Here is a 15,541-nt window from a genome sequence, read left to right as displayed (position 1 = left end):
ATGGCTGACATTTTTCACTTGAGCGAGCCGCATAAGAAGGTGAAAACTGCGTCAAAACCTGTGCTTTTCGCCAATCGGGGCGATTACCGAACCATTATCCTGAGTATCGGATTGAAACCATGACCAAAACCGCGATTCCGGTCTTCAAGCTTTACGGGGAAAGCCAGCAGTGGCCGACTCCCGATTTGTTGCACTGCGAAACCATTTCCCGGCGCAGTCGGGAATACCAGTGGGAAATCCAGCCCCACCGGCACGCGGACCTGTGCCAGTTGCTGTATGTGCACAAAGGCCAGGCACAACTGGAAATCGAAGGCCAGCGCACCACGCTCAATGAGTCGAGCCTGCAAGTGCTGCCACCGCTGTGCGTGCATGGCTTTCGTTTTTCCGAGGATGTGCAAGGGTTCGTGGTGACGCTTTCGGCGCCGCTGGTCAGCCACTTGCAGGCGCAACTGGGCTCTACCGTCGATGGCCTGCACACCCTGGGCAGTTACCCGGCGGGCAAGGACAGCGATTACTTGAACAGCCTGTTCATGCGTTTGCAGGACGAATACGCCGATGACCAACCGGCACGGGACATGATGCTGCACGCCCTGGTCAGCGTGTTGCTGGTGTGGGTCAGCCGCCAGGCGATCCAACGCCGCCATCCACGCGCACCGCGGGGGCGTGAGTACTTTCGGCGGTTTACGCAACTGGTCGAACAGCATTACCGCGAACACCCCAAGATTGAAGACCTGGCCCACAAGCTGGGTATCTCGGTCTCACACTTGAACGGGACGTGTCGGGAGTTGGGTGGGCAGCCGGCGTTGCAGATCATGCATGACCGCCAGTTGCTGGAAGCCAAGCGCCTACTGACCTACACCAGCATGACCATCAACGAGATGTCCGAGGTGCTGGGGTTTTCCGACCCGACCAACTTCTCACGGCTGTTTCGCCGCAGGGTCGGTTTTTCACCCAAGGCGTTTCGGGAACAACTGAAGGCCGAGCAGCCTACCTGAGTGCACTGAAACTGCCGGTGCGCGGAACGCATTGGTCCTGATGACAACTGATGGCGAACGCCGCCGGCTGCATGCGTGTTTGCTCGACGCGATAGGCGGCAGTCCCATACAGCGCTGTCGCCAATGCGCAGAGGGTGAAAATTGTCAGGTACTTTCTGGTTTTGATGCTCATGGCACAGACCTCTGAACGGATCTACAGGGTGCTGTTTAAAGCATAGGTCAACTTGCCATGATGCGATGCCATTCAGCGCGCTTATTTCAGCTCACAGCCCGACGTCCCAGACAGGCTCCTCGGGGAAGCGCAGCACCAGGAAATCCAGGAGGCTGCGCAGCGCCGAGGGCATGTGTTTGCGTGAGGCGTACACTGCATAGATATTCATCTGGCGTGGCTCGGCGTGCGGCAGCAAGCGTACCAATTCTCCACTGCGAATCAGTTCACCGGCCTGATAACTGGGCAGCATCGCCACCCCTGCCCCGGCCAGCGTCACGCGCATTAACGTGCTGGCCTCGTTGGCGGTGATATTGCCGTGGACCGGCACCGACACGTGTTCGCCATTTTCTTCGAAATGCCACAGGCTCTTGCCGAAGTAAGAGTGGGTCAGGCAGTTGTGCCGGGCCAGGTCTTCGACTTTCTGCGGCGCCGGATGCTCGCGCAGATAAGCCGGTGTGGCGCACACCACCGAGCGGCATACGGTCAGGCGCCGGGCGATCAGGTTGGGGTCCAGGTCGTTGCTGGTGCGGATCGCCAGGTCAATGCGCTCGTCCACCAGGTTCACCGTGCGATCGAGCATCTGCAAATCCACCGTCACCAACGGGTAGCGCTTGACGTACTCGGCAATCGCCGCGCCCAGTTGCGCCTGGCCGAACGAGGTGCTGACGCTCAGGCGCAACAGGCCTCGGGGCGCGTCATCGGGCTCGCTGACGGCGGCCTGCATATCCCCGCACAAATCCAACAATTGCCGGCAACGCGGTAGCGTTTCCCCCCCGGCTGCGGTGAGGCTGAGCTTGCGCGTGGTGCGGTGCAGCAGGCGTGCGCCCACCCAGTCTTCCAGCTCGGCCAGGTAGCGCGAGACCACCGGGCGCGACAGGTCCAGGTGGTCGGCAGCGGCGGATTGGCTGCCCAGGTCCACCACGGTGACAAACACGCGCATTGCTTGAAGACGATCCATGATTTGCCCGCTTTTAGAAACAAACTATGTCCCAGCATCGCATTTTTTGTCGTGTTTTATGCAACTAAGCTCTGTGCACCCCTTACCGATGGCAGGAGCTGCCCCGATGTTCTCGACCTTCAAACGTTTGACCCTGGCCACCGCCGCCCTCGCCTTCGCTGCCCACGCAGCGGCGGCAGAGCTGAAACTGGACGTGTACAACCCAGGCGAAGCCGCGATCTTCCCGGTCAGCTCGGTGCTGGTGAGCGGCGAGAAAGACGCGATCCTGGTGGATGCGCAATTCGGCAAAGGCCAAGCCGAGCAGCTGGTACAGAAGATCCGTGCCAGCGGCAAGCACCTGACCACCATCTACATCAGCCATGGCGACCCGGACTACTATTTCGGCCTCGACACCCTGACCGCCGCTTTCCCCGATGCCAAGGTGCTGGCGCCACAGCCAGTGGTGGACCATATCAACGCCACCGTCGCCGACAAGCTGGCCTTCTGGGGCCCGAAAATGGGCGCCGACAAACCGGCCAAGACCCTTGTGCCGCAAGTGCTTAAAGGCCACAGCCTGACCCTGGAAGGGCAACAGCTTGAAGTGGTGGGCCTTGACGGCCCGCAACCGGATCGCAGCTTTGTGTGGATCCCGTCGATCAAGGCCGTGGTCGGTGGTGTGGTCGTCGCTGAAAATATCCACGTGTGGATGGCCGATACCCAGAGCGCGCAATCCCATAAAGACTGGTTGGCTACGCTCAAGCGCATTGAAGACCTGAAGCCGAACACCGTGGTGCCGGGCCATTACCTGGGCAAGCCGTCGCTGGCCTCGGTCACCTTCACCGCCGATTACATCAAGGCCTTCGACCTCGAAACCGCCAAGGCCAAGGATTCCGCCGCCCTGATTGCGGCCATGAAAAAACGTTACCCCACCCTCGCCGACGAAAGCTCGCTGGAACTGAGCGCCAAAGTCGCCAAGGGCGAAATGAAGTGGTGATTGGTTTTAAACCCTAACCCTGTTGGAGAACATCATGAGCAAGATCGCAATCATCGGTGCCACCGGCCGCGCCGGTAGCCAACTGCTGGAAGAAGCGCTGCGTCGCGGGCATACCGTGACCGCCATCGCCCGCAATACCGACAAGCTGGCTGTGCGCCCTGGCGTTACGGTCAAACAGGCCGATGCCCTGGATGCCGAGGCCTTGCAACAGGCCATCAGCGGCAGCGACGTGGTGATCAGCGCCGCGCACTTCTCCACCCTCCCCGCCAGCGCCGTGATCGGCCCGGTGAAAAAGGCTGGTGTGAAACGTTTGTTGGTGGTCGGCGGCGCAGGTTCGCTGCTGTTACCCGGTGGCGGGCGCGTGATCGACAGCGAAGGCTTCCCGGCTGAATATAAAGCTGAAGCCAGTGCCGGGGCTGACTTCCTGGAAACGCTGCGCCACGAAAAAGAATTGGACTGGACCTTCCTGTCGCCCTCGGCCCTGTTCGACGGCACCCAGCGCACCGGCAAATTCCGCCTGGGCAAGGACGATCTGCTGGTGAGCAGTGACGGCACTAGCTCGATCAGTTTTGCCGACTTTGCCATCGCCATGCTGGATGAAGTGGAAAACCCGAAGCACTCGCGCCAGCGCTTCACCGTCGGCTACTGACCCAACGCTAACCACGATGCGAAGCGAGCCGCTCTTGATCTGCTTTTGATCTTGATCTTAAGCGCCCCGTCAAACCACGCTGGCCGGAATTCGACAGGGATTTGGGGGGTAAACCGGCAGGGATGCCGGTTTAGCCGCCCCGCGCCATGGATGGCGCGTGGCGGCGGCCCCCCAAATCACTGGCGAATTCCGGGCACACCGAGCCTAAGCGAGGTGCCGAGTGGTGGGGCAAGAGCGCTTTGCTTACTTTCGCGCTTTTCGAAAGTGAGCCGCCGTCAGGGCGGAACCCTAAGTGGCCGTTACCTAAATAACGGATATGTACCCCGTCCAACTGTGTTGACTGCCAGGCCGCCTTCGCGAGCAAGCCCGCTCCCACAGTTGGATCGTGGGGCGCCAGGTGGATAGATGTTGGCTTTCAGGCCGTCATCGCAGGCAAGCCAGCCCCCACATGTGGATCGCGGCGAGTCAGGTAGATAGGCGCTGGCTGTCATCCCACACTGGCCTCACTGACCAACCAATCCATCAGCTCGACCAACCCAACCGACGGTTCCTTCCCCGGCGGATACACCAGGTAATAGCCCATCCCCGTCGACACCCGAAGCTCAAACGGCATAGCCAACCGCCCCGCCTTCAGATCCTCGCCAATCAGCGCACTGTCGCCCATCGCCACCCCAGTGCCCTGGGACGCCACAGTCATTGCCAAGTCCAACGTTTCGAAGTGATGCCGTTGGATGGGATCGCTCAAGCAGGCATTGGCAGCCTTGAGCCACAACGTCCAATCGCGCTCGTCTCGGGTCGGGTGCAACAACACCTGATGCTGCAAATCCTGCGGCGTACGCAAAGTGCCCAGCAACCCAGGCACGCAGACCGGCGTAAGGCGCTCGTCGAACAGATGCCGCGCCTCGGCCGGCTGCTCGGCGATGGGCCCGTAGATCACCGCCGCGTCAAAAGGCTCACGACGAAAGTCGACGTTATAGGCCACCGTCGTGGTGAGCTCCACCGGCACATCCGGGCGCTCTTTTTGCCAGTGCAGCAAGCGCGGCAACAGCCAGCGCATCACGCAGGTTGACGCTTTGAGCTGCAAGGTTCGGCGCCGGTCACCGATGTGCTCCACCGCGTCAGCGAGCAAGCCGAACACCTGTTGCGCGCATGCCAGCCATTCGCGCCCCTCCTGCGTCAGGCTCAAGCCCCGCGCCTGGCGCTGGAACAACGCGTAGCCCAACTGGCTTTCCAGCCCAGCCACCTGCCGGCTCACCGCGCCCTGGGTGATGTGCAGGTGTTCCGCGGCATGGGTGAAGTTGCAGCACTGAGCCGTGACCCAGAAGGTGTGCAACGCAGGTAACGGTGGAAGGCGTTTCATCGGGGCACAGCCATGACGGGAGGACATGGCGAGTATGACTTTTTATCGATTGTTGCCGCCACCGGCCAACCGCTCCAATAGCGCTTTAAATCCATCACAAGAGCGACCTGTATGGCGACCTGCGGCGAAGTATTGGTGCACCTTTTAGAAAGCTACGGCGTGGACCACGTATTCGGCATCCCCGGCGTGCACACCGTGGAGCTGTACCGGGGCTTGGAGCGCTCCAGCATCCGGCATGTCACCCCGCGCCACGAACAGGGCGCCGGCTTCATGGCCGACGGCTATGCGCGCACCCGTGGCAAGCCCGGCGTGTGCTTTATCATCACCGGCCCCGGCATGACCAATATCACCACAGCCATGGGTCAGGCCTATGCCGACTCGATCCCGATGCTGGTGATTTCCAGCGTGCAGTCACGCAGCCAACTGGGCGGCGGGCGCGGCAAGTTGCATGAACTGCCAAACCAGAGCGCGCTGGTGGCCGGGGTGGCGGCGTTCTCCCACACCTTGATGTCGGCGGCGGAGCTGCCAAGTGTGCTGGCGCGGGCGTTTGCGGTGTTCCAGGCCGGTCGGCCGCGCCCGGTGCATATCGAGATTCCCCTGGATGTGTTGGTGGAAAATGCCGACGCATTGCTGGGCAGCACGCCTGTCAGCGTCGCCCGCGCTGGCGCATCACCGGCGGCCGTGCAGCAGATAAGCCAGAGGCTGGCTGCGGCCAAGCGCCCGCTGATCCTGGCCGGTGGCGGCGCCATTGACGCAGCCGCCGAACTGACCCGTCTCGCAGAAGCCCTCGGCGCGCCCGTGGCCTTGACCATTAACGCCAAGGGCCTGTTGCCCGCCGCGCATCCGCTGCTGATCGGCTCCACGCAAACACTGCCCGCCACCCGTGCCTTGGTGGCTGAAGCTGACGTGGTGCTGGCGATCGGTACGGAGTTGGCAGAGACCGACTACGACGTCACCTTCGCCGGTGGTTTCGACATTCCCGGTACGCTGCTGCGCATCGATATCGACCCGGACCAGACCGTACGCAACTACCCGCCCCAAGTGGCACTGGTGGCCGACGCACGCATCGCCGCCCAGGCCCTGCTCACCGAAATCAACCGCCAGCCGCTGGCGCCACGCGCTGCCGACTGGGGTGCAGCACGCGTCGCCCGTTTGTGGGCCGAGCTGGAACCTGCGTGGGACGCTGCGACGCGCACGCAAACCCGGTTTCTCAACGCCGTTCTGGAGGAACTGCCCAGCGCGGTGTTCGTGGGCGACTCCACTCAACCGGTGTACAGCGGCAACCTGACCCTGAACCTCGACCACCCACGCCGCTGGTTCAACGCCTCCACCGGGTACGGCACCCTGGGTTATGCCCTGCCCGCCGCCATTGGCGCCTGGCTCGGGCGCGGCGATGGCCAACCGGTGGTGTGCCTGATCGGCGACGGCGGGCTGCAATTTACCCTGCCGGAACTGGCCAGCGCGGTGGAGGCGCGTACACCGGTGATCGTGCTGTTGTGGAATAACCAGGGTTATGAAGAGATCAAGAAGTACATGGTCAACCGTGATATCGAGCCGGTGGGTGTGGACATCTACACACCGGACTTTATCGGTGTTGCCAAGGCCCTGGGCTGCGCGGCGCAAAGCGTCCATGGCATTGAAGCGTTGCGCACTGCTTTACGTGCCGCCGCTGATCGCCAGGGGCCGACGCTGCTTGAAATCGACCAGGGGCGGTGGGAGTTACCGAGCCTGTAATCCCGGCCTGACAGCCAACCCATATCTCCCCGACGCTCCGCGATCAAATTGTGTGCGGGCTTGCTCGCGAAGGCGGCCCGCCAACCAACGCCCAATGCGCGCTTACCTACCCACTCGGCATCCGCATTTTTTCAATAGCCCCTGCGACTTTCTGATTTGCCCCGCTACACGCTGCATGGCCTGATTCGCCCTTGTTCATTCAAGGCAAGCCCATGGAAAACGTTCAGGCAAAATCCACCACCGCCGTATGGCTGATGGTCAGCGTGGTGCTCGTCGCCCTCAACTTGCGCCCCTCGATGGCAGCCGTGGGGCCGCTGCTGGCGTCAATTCGCGCGGATGTGCCGCTAAGTTTCAGCAGCGCCGCCTTACTGACCATGTTGCCAGTCATGGCCATGGGCCTGGCGATGTTCTTTGGCATGGGCCTGGCCAAGCGCGTGGGCGAGCATCGCAGCATTGTGTTGTCGCTGCTGGTGATTGGGCTGGCGACTGTGTCGCGGCTGTTCCTGGATTCGGCGCTGGAGCTGATCGTGAGTGCCATTGCCGCGGGTGTCGGCATTGCGCTGATCCAGGCGTTGATGCCGGCGCTGATCAAGTCGCGCTTCAGCGCCAACGTCTCGTTGTTCATGGGCCTGTATGTCACCGCGATCATGGGCGGCGCGGCCCTGGCAGCTTCGTTCTCACCGTGGGTGCAAGCCCACACCGGCAGTTGGCGTATCGGCCTGGCAATCTGGGCAGTGCTGGCGTTGCTGGCCCTGGTGTTCTGGTATGCCCAGCGTTCGGTCCTGCCGCCCTTGCCTCAAGCCGGTTCAGGCCCCCAGGAGGCATTTTTCAGCAACCGCCGCGCCTGGTTGCTGGCGATCTTTTTTGGCCTCGGCACCGCGTCCTACACCTGTGTGCTGGCGTGGCTGGCGCCGTACTACGTCGAGCAGGGCTGGAGTGAACAGAATGCCGGCTTGCTGCTGGGCTTCTTGACCGCCATGGAAGTGATCTCCGGCCTGGTCACCCCGGCCATCGCCAACCGCCGCCAGGATAAGCGCGGCGTGGTGGCGGTGTTGCTGGTGCTGATCCTCCTGGGCTTCTGCGGCCTCATCCTCAGCCCGCAACACTGGAGCCTGTTGTGGCCCTGCCTGCTCGGCCTGGGCATTGGCGGCCTGTTCCCGATGTGCCTGATCCTGTCCCTGGACCACCTCGACAACCCACGCCGCGCCGGTGGCCTTACCGCGTTCGTGCAGGGCGTCGGTTATCTGATTGCCGGCCTGTCGCCGCTGATCGCCGGCATGATCCGCGACCGGTTGGGCAGCTTCGAATGGGCCTGGTGGTCATTGATGGCTGTGAGCGGGCTGATGCTGCTGATCGTGATGCGGTTCAACCCGGCGCATTACGCACGCCATATCCGCTGACGTCGTATTGCAAACACTTTTTGTCCCACACAAAACATTGAAGCGTCCTACAGAGCTTTCTATTGGTACGAGCGTTCCGTTAACATTTTGCTCAGTCTTGTACTGAGTTCGGTACAAAGGGTTTACGGACGAAACCGATGCTAAACAGTAACTTGCTCAGAAAGCTCGATATGCAGGATTTGATGGTGTTTATCGCCGTCTACGACCAGAGCAGCGTTACCGAGGTGTCCGAAACGCTGTTCGTCAGCCAGTCCACTGTGAGCTACAGCCTGAAGAAGCTGCGCACCAGCTTTGAAGATGAGCTGTTTATCAACACCCGCGCGGGCATGCGCCCTACGTACAAGGCCACCACCATGTACGAGCATGTGCAGAAGATTCTGGAAAGCATCAACCTGTGCCACGCCGGTGGCCAGGCGTTCGACCCGACCCAACAGGCGGTGACCTTCAATGTGTGCGCGCCGGAATATTTCGAACAGTTGATCCTGCCGCGCCTGCTCAAGCGCTTCGACCATGCCGACCTGCCGGTGATCGTCAATGTGCAGAAGCTGGAAACCGACATCCCCGCCGACGACCTGCGTGAAGGTCGCTTGGACTTGGTGATCTGCTTCGGCCCGCACTTTCACCGCGCCCATAAAGACTTCAAGACCCAGATGCTGTTGGAGGACGACTTGGTCTGCGTGTGCGACCAACGCTCTGCACCCAGGGAATCGGCGTTCAGCCTGCAATCCTTCGTTGAGCGGCGCCACGTATTCCCAACGCCTTGGACCTCCGACACCAACATGATCGACGGCTGGCTCGCCCGCCAGGCCCGTAAGCGCCAAGTGATCGCGCGGGCCAACAGCTACAGCGCGGCATTGAAGATGATTACCGGCACCGATTTCATCGTCACCCTGCCCCGCCGCGTGCAAAAGTTGCTGGCGCCAGCGCCGGCATTCGGTGTTTGCGAAGCCCCCAATGGGTTGCCGGGCTTCACCCTGGATATGCAGTGGAACGAAACCAGTGGGCAGGACAGCGCCAATACCTGGTTTCGTGAACAAGTGGTGAAGGTGTGCGCGGACCAAGGCCTGTTGTAGGAGCGAGCTTGCTCGCGAAGAACCAGAGTGCGCCGCTGTGAATCAGGCACCCCGCGTTATCGTTAGCGATCTTCGCGAGCAAGCTCGCTCCTACAGGGGGGTGGGAGTCAGCCGATGGCGATTTTGCTGTAGGAATCGCGATCAATATCCAGCAGCTCGACACTCAGTTGTACCTGCACACCTTCGGGCCATGGGCCCAGGTCCTGGAGCACCGCCAGCAGGCTTTCTGACAGTTGTTTCTTGACCTGCGGCGAACGTCCGCTCAATAACGCCAAACGCACGGCAACGAAACCGCGCTCCCCCAGGCCAGTGCCGACCCGAAAACGCTCGACCGTCACCGCACGGCTCTTGATGTCGAACTCGGCGCCGAACTGACCGGAGGCCACCAACGCATGATTAAGGCGCAACAGGGCCTTGTCGGTGTCCAGTTGCGTCAGGTTGGCGGTGTGTTCCAAGTGCAGGTGCGGCATGCTTTTCTCCGAGTTTTTTGTAGGAAGATGCCTAGCTATATACCACGGAAAAACACCTCAAGCCTTGGCCACCAGCCCTCTATCACTCATGAATGCCTCCAACCGAGAGCGCATCCAGCGTTCCGCCGGGTCGGTGTCAACGTGGCTGAGCCACACCATGGACAAATCCAGGGTCGGGGTTTCGAACGGGAACGGCTCGCAGAACAGGTTCCCGCTGGCAGCCATGGCCTGGGCGGTGTAATCCGGCAGGCTGGCGATCATGTCGGTGCCGGCAAGCAAGGCCGGCAACGAACTGTATTGCGGCACCGAGAGCACCACATGGCGTTTGCGGCCCACCTCTGCCAGCCACTCATCGGCAAACCCGGCCACGTTGGCGGTGTGGGACACCAACACGTGGGGCCGTGCGCAATATTCGTCGAGGGTCAGCGGTGTATCCGAGGCATCGGCACGCAGCAGGCACGGGCGGATGTGCCGCAACAGCTTGCGCTTGGCATTGGCCGGCAGCCCGCGGGTCTGGGTGATGCCGACGGTAATGTCGCCGGAAGCCAGCAGGTCTGGAATGCGCCAGTAGTCCACATGCTGCACCACAAACACCACCTGCGGCGCTTCCTGGCGCAAGGCGCGCAGCAAAGGTGGCAGCAGGCCAAACTCCACGTCATCGGACAGGCCGATGCGGAAAGTCATGGTACTGATGGACGGGTCGAAATCATGGGTCAGGCTCAAGGCCGAAGACAGCGAGTCCAAAGCCGGCGACAGGTGCTGGATGATCTCCTCGGCACGCGCCGTAGGCTCCATGCGATGGCCGACACGAATAAACAGGGGGTCGTTGAACAGGGTACGCAGGCGGTTGAGGGCCGAGCTGATGGTCGGTTGGCCGAGAAACAGCTTCTCCGCCACCCGCGTCACATTGCGCTCGAGCATCAGTGCTTCGAAGACCACCATCAGGTTGATGTCGGCCTTGCGTAATTCATTGCGATTCATCGGCGCCTGCCCCTTTCCCCAAGACAAGCGGCAGTTTAGGAAGGCTGGGGAGCTGCGTCTATGTGCACGGTAAAACATGTGGGAGCGGGCTTGCTCGCGAATGCAATGGTTCAGCCGACGACTCCGTTGACTGACACACCGCCTTCGCGAGCAAGCCCGCTCCCACAATTAGACCGCGTTTTACCTGATGCTCAGGGTTTTAGCGGACGTTCCTGGTCACGTTCGGAAAGCTCGGTGCCGTCGTCCGGATGCTTCCAGGTTTGCGGTTTTTCGTCTTCGCGCGGCTGCCGGGGTTCTTCACGCTCCGGCTTGTTGTGCTGCTGTTCGTTCCCCATAGCGACCTCCGCCGATAAGAATTGGACCCAGGCTCAAGCATAGAACACGGCAGGCCGTTTTGAAGCTGGCTCAGATTGATAGCCAACGCACATCAATCAATCCAAATTTGTCACTTATCATTTCTAAATGTGTCAGCCACTATCCCAAGTCTTAAGCGAAACAAGCACTTTAAAAAGAACGCTGGAGACACAAAACCATGACGACCCCTTCCCGGCCTGCGGCTGCCCCCTCGAAAGTAGGCGCGGTATTGCGCGTGACTTCGGGCAATTTCCTCGAACAGTTCGACTTCTTTCTGTTCGGTTTCTACGCCACCTATATCGCTGCCGCGTTCTTCCCGGCCGCTAATGAGTTTGCGTCATTAATGATGACCTTCGCCGTGTTCGGCGCGGGCTTCCTGATGCGGCCATTGGGCGCGATTATTCTGGGTGCCTACATCGATGACGTGGGCCGTCGCAAAGGCTTGATCGTGACCTTGTCGATCATGGCCAGCGGTACGCTGCTGATCGTGCTGGTACCGAGTTATCAGACCATCGGCCTATGGGCGCCATTGCTGGTGCTGTTGGGGCGCCTACTGCAAGGCTTCTCGGCCGGCGCGGAACTGGGTGGCGTGTCGGTGTACCTGTCCGAAATGGCCACGCCAGGCCGTAAAGGCTTCTACACCAGCTGGCAGTCGGGTAGCCAACAGATCTCCATCGTCGTCGCCGCAGCCCTGGGTTATGGCCTGAACGTGTGGATGGAACCTGCGGTGGTGGCCGATTGGGGCTGGCGGATTCCGTTTGCCGTCGGTTGCGTGATCATTCCGTTTATCTTTGTGCTGCGTCGCAACCTGCAGGAAACCGAAGAGTTCGCCAACCGCAAGCATCGCCCGACCATGCGTGAAGTGATGGCGACACTGGTGAAGAACTGGACCGTCGTCATCGGCGGCATGCTGATGGTGGCCATGACCACCACCGCGTTCTACCTGATCACCGTGTACGCACCGACCTTCGGCAAAACCGTGTTGCGCCTGAGCACCTCGGACGCCTTGCTGGTGACCTTGCTGGTCGCGATTTCGAACTTTTTCTGGCTGCCGATCGGCGGCACGTTAAGCGACCGCTTCGGCCGTAAACCGGTGCTGATCGCCATGACGGTGCTGACTGTCCTTACGGCTTATCCAGCGCTGTCCTACGTGGTCAACGCCCCCAGCTTTGCACACATGCTGGAAACCCTGCTGTGGTTCTCGTTCCTGTATGGCATGTACAACGGCGCGATGATCCCGGCGCTCACCGAAATCATGCCGGTGGAAGTGCGCGTGGCGGGTTTCTCCCTGGCTTACAGCCTGGCGACGGCAGTGTTCGGTGGCTTTACCCCGGCGATTTCGACCTGGTTCATTCACATCACCGAAGACAAGGCTTCACCTGCGTACTGGATGATCTTCGCCGCGCTGTGTGCCTTGTGTTCGACCCTGGCGTTGTATCGCCGCGCCAACACCCGTGGCCAAGTCATGCAGGAGGCCGCGCAATGAAGCCGCTGTTCAAGACCCTCACCGCTGTCGTCCTCGGCACCCTGGCGCTGACCGCCCAGGCCGAGCAACTCAAGGTCATGACCTCGGGCGGCTTCACCGCCGCGTATAAATTGCTCGGTCCGCAATACGCCGAGCAAAGCGGGGATACCCTCGACACCATCCTTGGCCCGTCCATGGGCAAGGCGCCGGAAGCGATTCCCAACCGTCTGGCCCGTGGCGAACACGCCGACGTGGTGATCATGGTCGGCTATGCCCTGGATGAGTTGATCAAACAAGGCAAGGTCGACCCCGCCTCCCGCGTGGAATTGGCGGACTCGCGGATCGGCCTGGTGGTGAAGGAAGGTGCAGCCAAACCTGCGATCAATACCGATGCCGAGCTCAAGGCTGTGCTGAGCAAAGCCAAGTCGGTGGCCTATTCCGATAGCGCCAGCGGCGTGTACGTCGAGAAGCAATTGTTCAAGAAACTCGGCATGCCGGCCAAAGGCACCATGATCGAACGCGTGCCGGTGGGCGAGCAGGTAGCCAAGGGCGATTACGAAGTCGGCTTGCAGCAAGTAGCGGAGTTGTTGCCGGTCAAGGGTGTAACGTTTGTAGGCAAGATCCCGGAAGACGTGCAGTCCGTTACCCGTTTTGCCGCCGGTATTCCGGTGAACGCCGAACACCCGGAGCGGGCCAAGGCGCTGTTGCAGTTCATGGCATCGCCCGAGGCCCAACCGGAGGTGCAATCCACCGGCCTGGACTCGGTGTCACGCTGACCGGAACGGCATCTCCCGCACCAAACGCTCCAACTCCAGCGCCGCCGGTGGCAACGTCCGCCCGCGGCGCTTGATCAAGCCCACATTGCGCAGCACATGGGGCTCCACCAGCGGCACACTGACCAGAATCGGGTGAGTGTGCGCCGGCATCGCAATCGACGGCACCATCGCTACGCCCAACCCCGCCTCCACCAGCCCGATCATGGTGGTCACGTGGTGCGTCTCGCAGATACTCGGCTTTTTCACCCGCACCCCACGCAGGGCCTGGTCGAGCAGGAAGCGGTTGCCCGACGTCTTGTCCACCTCGATGTAGTCATGCTCATAGGCCTCGGTCCAGCTCACGCTGTCACGCTCAGCCAGAGGGTGATCACGCCGACAGGCCAGCACGTAGCGCTCCTGCAACAGCAACTCGAACTCCACCTCATCGGCCAGGCTGCCGCTGAAACTCACACCAAAGTCCGCCTCGCCGCTGGCCACCGCATTGCTCACCTCGCCGGCACTGGCATCCAACACCCGCAGGCGAATCTTCGGATACAGCTTGTGGAATTCGGAGATCACGTGGGGCATGAAGTAGTACGCGGTAGACGGCACGCAGGCGATGGTGACATTCCCCATGCGCGTCGAGGCAACGTTGCTGATACCCATCAGCGCGATGTCGAGATCATCCAGCATGCGCTCGACCTGGGGCAAAAACGCACGCCCGACCATGGTCAGGCTGACCCGCCGCGTAGTGCGTTCGAACAACTTTACATCCAGCGCCGATTCGAGCTTTTCGATACGCCGGCTGAGGGCCGGTTGCGAGATACGGATGGCCTCGGCAGCGCCACGAAAACTGCCCTTGTCCACCACGGCGCGGAAGGCTTGGAGGTCGTTGAGGTCGAAGTTGATGATCACGGGAGGCAGGCCAAAGTGGTCGAGGTGGCGAGCATTATCGTATGGGAACCGGTGGGGCGCCATGTGTGCCGAGAGGGTCTGCCGAGATAATCCTGTTACACATATGGAGTCATACATATCAGCGGGTTATCGGCCGCCGAACGAGCGCCCATCAATGTATGAAAAGCCTGCTGAAAACTGATCAACAGGCTTTTAGCACTTAGTCGCCTGATCGCTTCTCCCAAGCCGCTGGCGTACTGAAAAACGCCTGAGCGTTACTGTCCAGCGTCTCCAGGTGATAACCACCCTCCTGCACGATCAGGCACGGCAGCCCCAGCCCTCGAATGCGCTGCCCCAACCGCGCAAAGCCTTCGCGCGTCACCGCGACTTTGCTTTGGGGGTCCAGCTCGTAGATATCAAAGCCCAATGACAACACCAGCACATCCGCCGAGAAGCTCTTTACCGCTGCCAGGGCCTGCTCCAGCTTTTCGAAGAACACCGCTTCGCTGGCACCATGGGGCATAGGCAGGTTGAGGTTGTACCCTTCGCCGACGCCGTTGCCTTTTTCCTCGGCAAAGCCTGCCACGCCCGGATAGAAGTTGGTTGGGTCGCCGTGGATCGACACATACAGCACGTCATCGCGGTCGTAGAAAATTTCCTGGATGCCCTGCCCGTGATGCATATCGGTATCGAGCACGGCGACACGCTGGAAACCTTGGCGCAGCGCTTGCGCAGCCACGGCCGCATTGTTGATGTAACAGAAGCCACCGGCCGCGTCGAAGCGAGCGTGATGGCCCGGGGGCCGGCACAAGGCATAGGCGGCGGGTGCGCCATCGAGGATGTCACCCGCTGCGGCAACGGCGCTCTGGGCTGACCAATAAGCCGAGCGCCAGGTCAGCTCACCGATCGGGCAACTGCCATCGGCCAGATAGCGCGCAGCCTGGGCCAGGATGCCGCGCAGGGCATTGGGTTCACGTACGAAGATGTTGGACATGACTTCGTCGCCCCAGTCTTCGGGGATCTCTTTCCAGCGCTGGTGAGCTTCTTGAAGAAAAGCCAGGTAGGCGCCGCCGTGTACAGCGAGCAATGGATCCATACCGTAATCGGTCGGTTGCTGGATATCGAAACCCAGGGTTTGCGCAGCCAGCAGCAGGTTGCGCGCACGCTCGGGAACCTCCTGGGGCGTGCGCATCTGGCCGCGAGAGTAGTAGCTGCGTGGATGATGCAGGAGTTGTTCGGGGTGGAAAAACGTCTTCATAGGATGCTCCT

16 protein-coding genes are annotated in these 15,541 nt (G+C 61.2%); 8 read left to right on the top strand and 8 right to left on the bottom strand.

Annotation, left to right across the window (positions count from 1 at the left end; genetic code table 11):
- Positions 1 to 119 precede the first annotated feature (119 nt).
- Complete coding sequence (locus N2A98_RS07575; protein WP_044273489.1) at positions 120 to 995, top strand: helix-turn-helix domain-containing protein; 876 nt, start codon at positions 120 to 122, stop codon at positions 993 to 995.
- On the opposite strand, the gene N2A98_RS07570 is transcribed toward N2A98_RS07575, so the two are convergent.
- Entirely contained in the window at positions 988 to 1,167 is a 180-nt protein-coding gene (locus N2A98_RS07570) for a hypothetical protein (RefSeq protein WP_003189580.1), read from the bottom strand. The two genes, N2A98_RS07575 and N2A98_RS07570, sit on opposite strands and share 8 nt — an antisense overlap.
- A 91-nt stretch (positions 1,168 to 1,258) precedes the next feature.
- Positions 1,259 to 2,164 carry a LysR family transcriptional regulator gene (locus tag N2A98_RS07565; RefSeq protein ID WP_044273488.1) on the bottom strand — a complete coding sequence of 302 codons (906 nt, stop codon included), beginning with the start codon at positions 2,162 to 2,164 and terminating at the stop codon, positions 1,259 to 1,261.
- 106 nt (positions 2,165 to 2,270) lie between these two features.
- On the opposite strand from N2A98_RS07565, the gene N2A98_RS07560 reads away from it, so the two are divergent.
- Entirely contained in the window at positions 2,271 to 3,137 is an 867-nt protein-coding gene (locus N2A98_RS07560; protein WP_044273487.1) for an MBL fold metallo-hydrolase, read from the top strand.
- Positions 3,138 to 3,171: 34 nt separating this feature from the next.
- Positions 3,172 to 3,786: an NAD(P)-dependent oxidoreductase gene (locus tag N2A98_RS07555; RefSeq protein WP_275623212.1), complete on the top strand. Its 615-nt coding sequence runs from the start codon at positions 3,172 to 3,174 to the stop codon at positions 3,784 to 3,786.
- A gap of 487 nt (positions 3,787 to 4,273) precedes the next feature.
- Here the strand turns inward: N2A98_RS07555 and N2A98_RS07550 are convergent, their stop codons facing one another.
- Positions 4,274 to 5,146 carry a LysR substrate-binding domain-containing protein gene (locus tag N2A98_RS07550; protein ID WP_078802707.1) on the bottom strand — a complete coding sequence of 291 codons (873 nt, stop codon included), beginning with the start codon at positions 5,144 to 5,146 and terminating at the stop codon, positions 4,274 to 4,276.
- A 111-nt stretch (positions 5,147 to 5,257) separates the two neighbouring features.
- Here N2A98_RS07550 and N2A98_RS07545 point away from each other — a divergent pair, with 111 nt between their 5' ends.
- The 3 genes from N2A98_RS07545 to N2A98_RS07535 all read left to right on the top strand — a co-directional run bounded on the left by N2A98_RS07545 (position 5,258) and on the right by N2A98_RS07535 (position 9,353).
- On the top strand, positions 5,258 to 6,880 hold the full coding sequence (locus tag N2A98_RS07545; protein ID WP_275623211.1) for a 5-guanidino-2-oxopentanoate decarboxylase: 1,623 nt from the start codon (positions 5,258 to 5,260) through the stop codon (positions 6,878 to 6,880).
- A gap of 212 nt (positions 6,881 to 7,092) precedes the next feature.
- On the top strand, positions 7,093 to 8,280 hold the full coding sequence (locus N2A98_RS07540) for a cyanate transporter (protein ID WP_275623210.1): 1,188 nt from the start codon (positions 7,093 to 7,095) through the stop codon (positions 8,278 to 8,280).
- A gap of 137 nt (positions 8,281 to 8,417) precedes the next feature.
- Positions 8,418 to 9,353 (top strand): LysR family transcriptional regulator, encoded by a 936-nt coding sequence (locus N2A98_RS07535; RefSeq protein ID WP_275623209.1) that lies wholly within the window; start codon positions 8,418 to 8,420, stop codon positions 9,351 to 9,353.
- 107 nt (positions 9,354 to 9,460) lie between these two features.
- Here N2A98_RS07535 and N2A98_RS07530 read toward each other — a convergent pair whose 3' ends face one another.
- From N2A98_RS07530 to N2A98_RS07520, 3 genes are all read right to left on the bottom strand, one after another.
- The gene (locus N2A98_RS07530) at positions 9,461 to 9,823 is read right to left on the bottom strand and encodes a 5-carboxymethyl-2-hydroxymuconate Delta-isomerase (RefSeq protein WP_069558512.1); all 363 of its coding nucleotides are present in this window, start codon (positions 9,821 to 9,823) and stop codon (positions 9,461 to 9,463) included.
- A 57-nt stretch (positions 9,824 to 9,880) separates the two neighbouring features.
- Positions 9,881 to 10,804 (bottom strand): LysR substrate-binding domain-containing protein, encoded by a 924-nt coding sequence (locus tag N2A98_RS07525; protein WP_014717462.1) that lies wholly within the window; start codon positions 10,802 to 10,804, stop codon positions 9,881 to 9,883.
- A 191-nt stretch (positions 10,805 to 10,995) separates the two neighbouring features.
- Positions 10,996 to 11,139 carry a hypothetical protein gene (locus N2A98_RS07520; protein WP_003189552.1) on the bottom strand — a complete coding sequence of 48 codons (144 nt, stop codon included), beginning with the start codon at positions 11,137 to 11,139 and terminating at the stop codon, positions 10,996 to 10,998.
- A 197-nt stretch (positions 11,140 to 11,336) separates the two neighbouring features.
- Here N2A98_RS07520 and N2A98_RS07515 point away from each other — a divergent pair, with 197 nt between their 5' ends.
- Positions 11,337 to 12,644: an MFS transporter gene (locus tag N2A98_RS07515; protein WP_275623208.1), complete on the top strand. Its 1,308-nt coding sequence runs from the start codon at positions 11,337 to 11,339 to the stop codon at positions 12,642 to 12,644.
- Positions 12,641 to 13,399 (top strand): substrate-binding domain-containing protein, encoded by a 759-nt coding sequence (locus N2A98_RS07510; protein WP_044272858.1) that lies wholly within the window; start codon positions 12,641 to 12,643, stop codon positions 13,397 to 13,399. Before N2A98_RS07515 ends, N2A98_RS07510 begins: the two co-directional genes overlap by 4 nt.
- Here N2A98_RS07510 and N2A98_RS07505 read toward each other — a convergent pair.
- Together N2A98_RS07505 and N2A98_RS07500 are read right to left on the bottom strand one after the other, a co-directional pair.
- Entirely contained in the window at positions 13,391 to 14,293 is a 903-nt protein-coding gene (locus tag N2A98_RS07505; protein ID WP_069558517.1) for a LysR family transcriptional regulator, read from the bottom strand. The genes N2A98_RS07510 and N2A98_RS07505 overlap by 9 nt on opposite strands.
- Positions 14,294 to 14,492: 199 nt before the next feature.
- A complete protein-coding gene (locus N2A98_RS07500) occupies positions 14,493 to 15,530 on the bottom strand; it encodes a histone deacetylase family protein (RefSeq protein WP_044272857.1) in 1,038 nt (345 codons plus the stop codon).
- Positions 15,531 to 15,541: the final 11 nt, after the last annotated feature.

This window comes from Pseudomonas sp. FJ2-5-13 (genome assembly GCF_029201605.1).
Classification (GTDB): domain Bacteria; phylum Pseudomonadota; class Gammaproteobacteria; order Pseudomonadales; family Pseudomonadaceae; genus Aquipseudomonas; species Aquipseudomonas lactis.
Note: the sequence above shows the minus strand (reverse complement) of the source record. Positions and strands in the feature narration are given on the sequence as shown.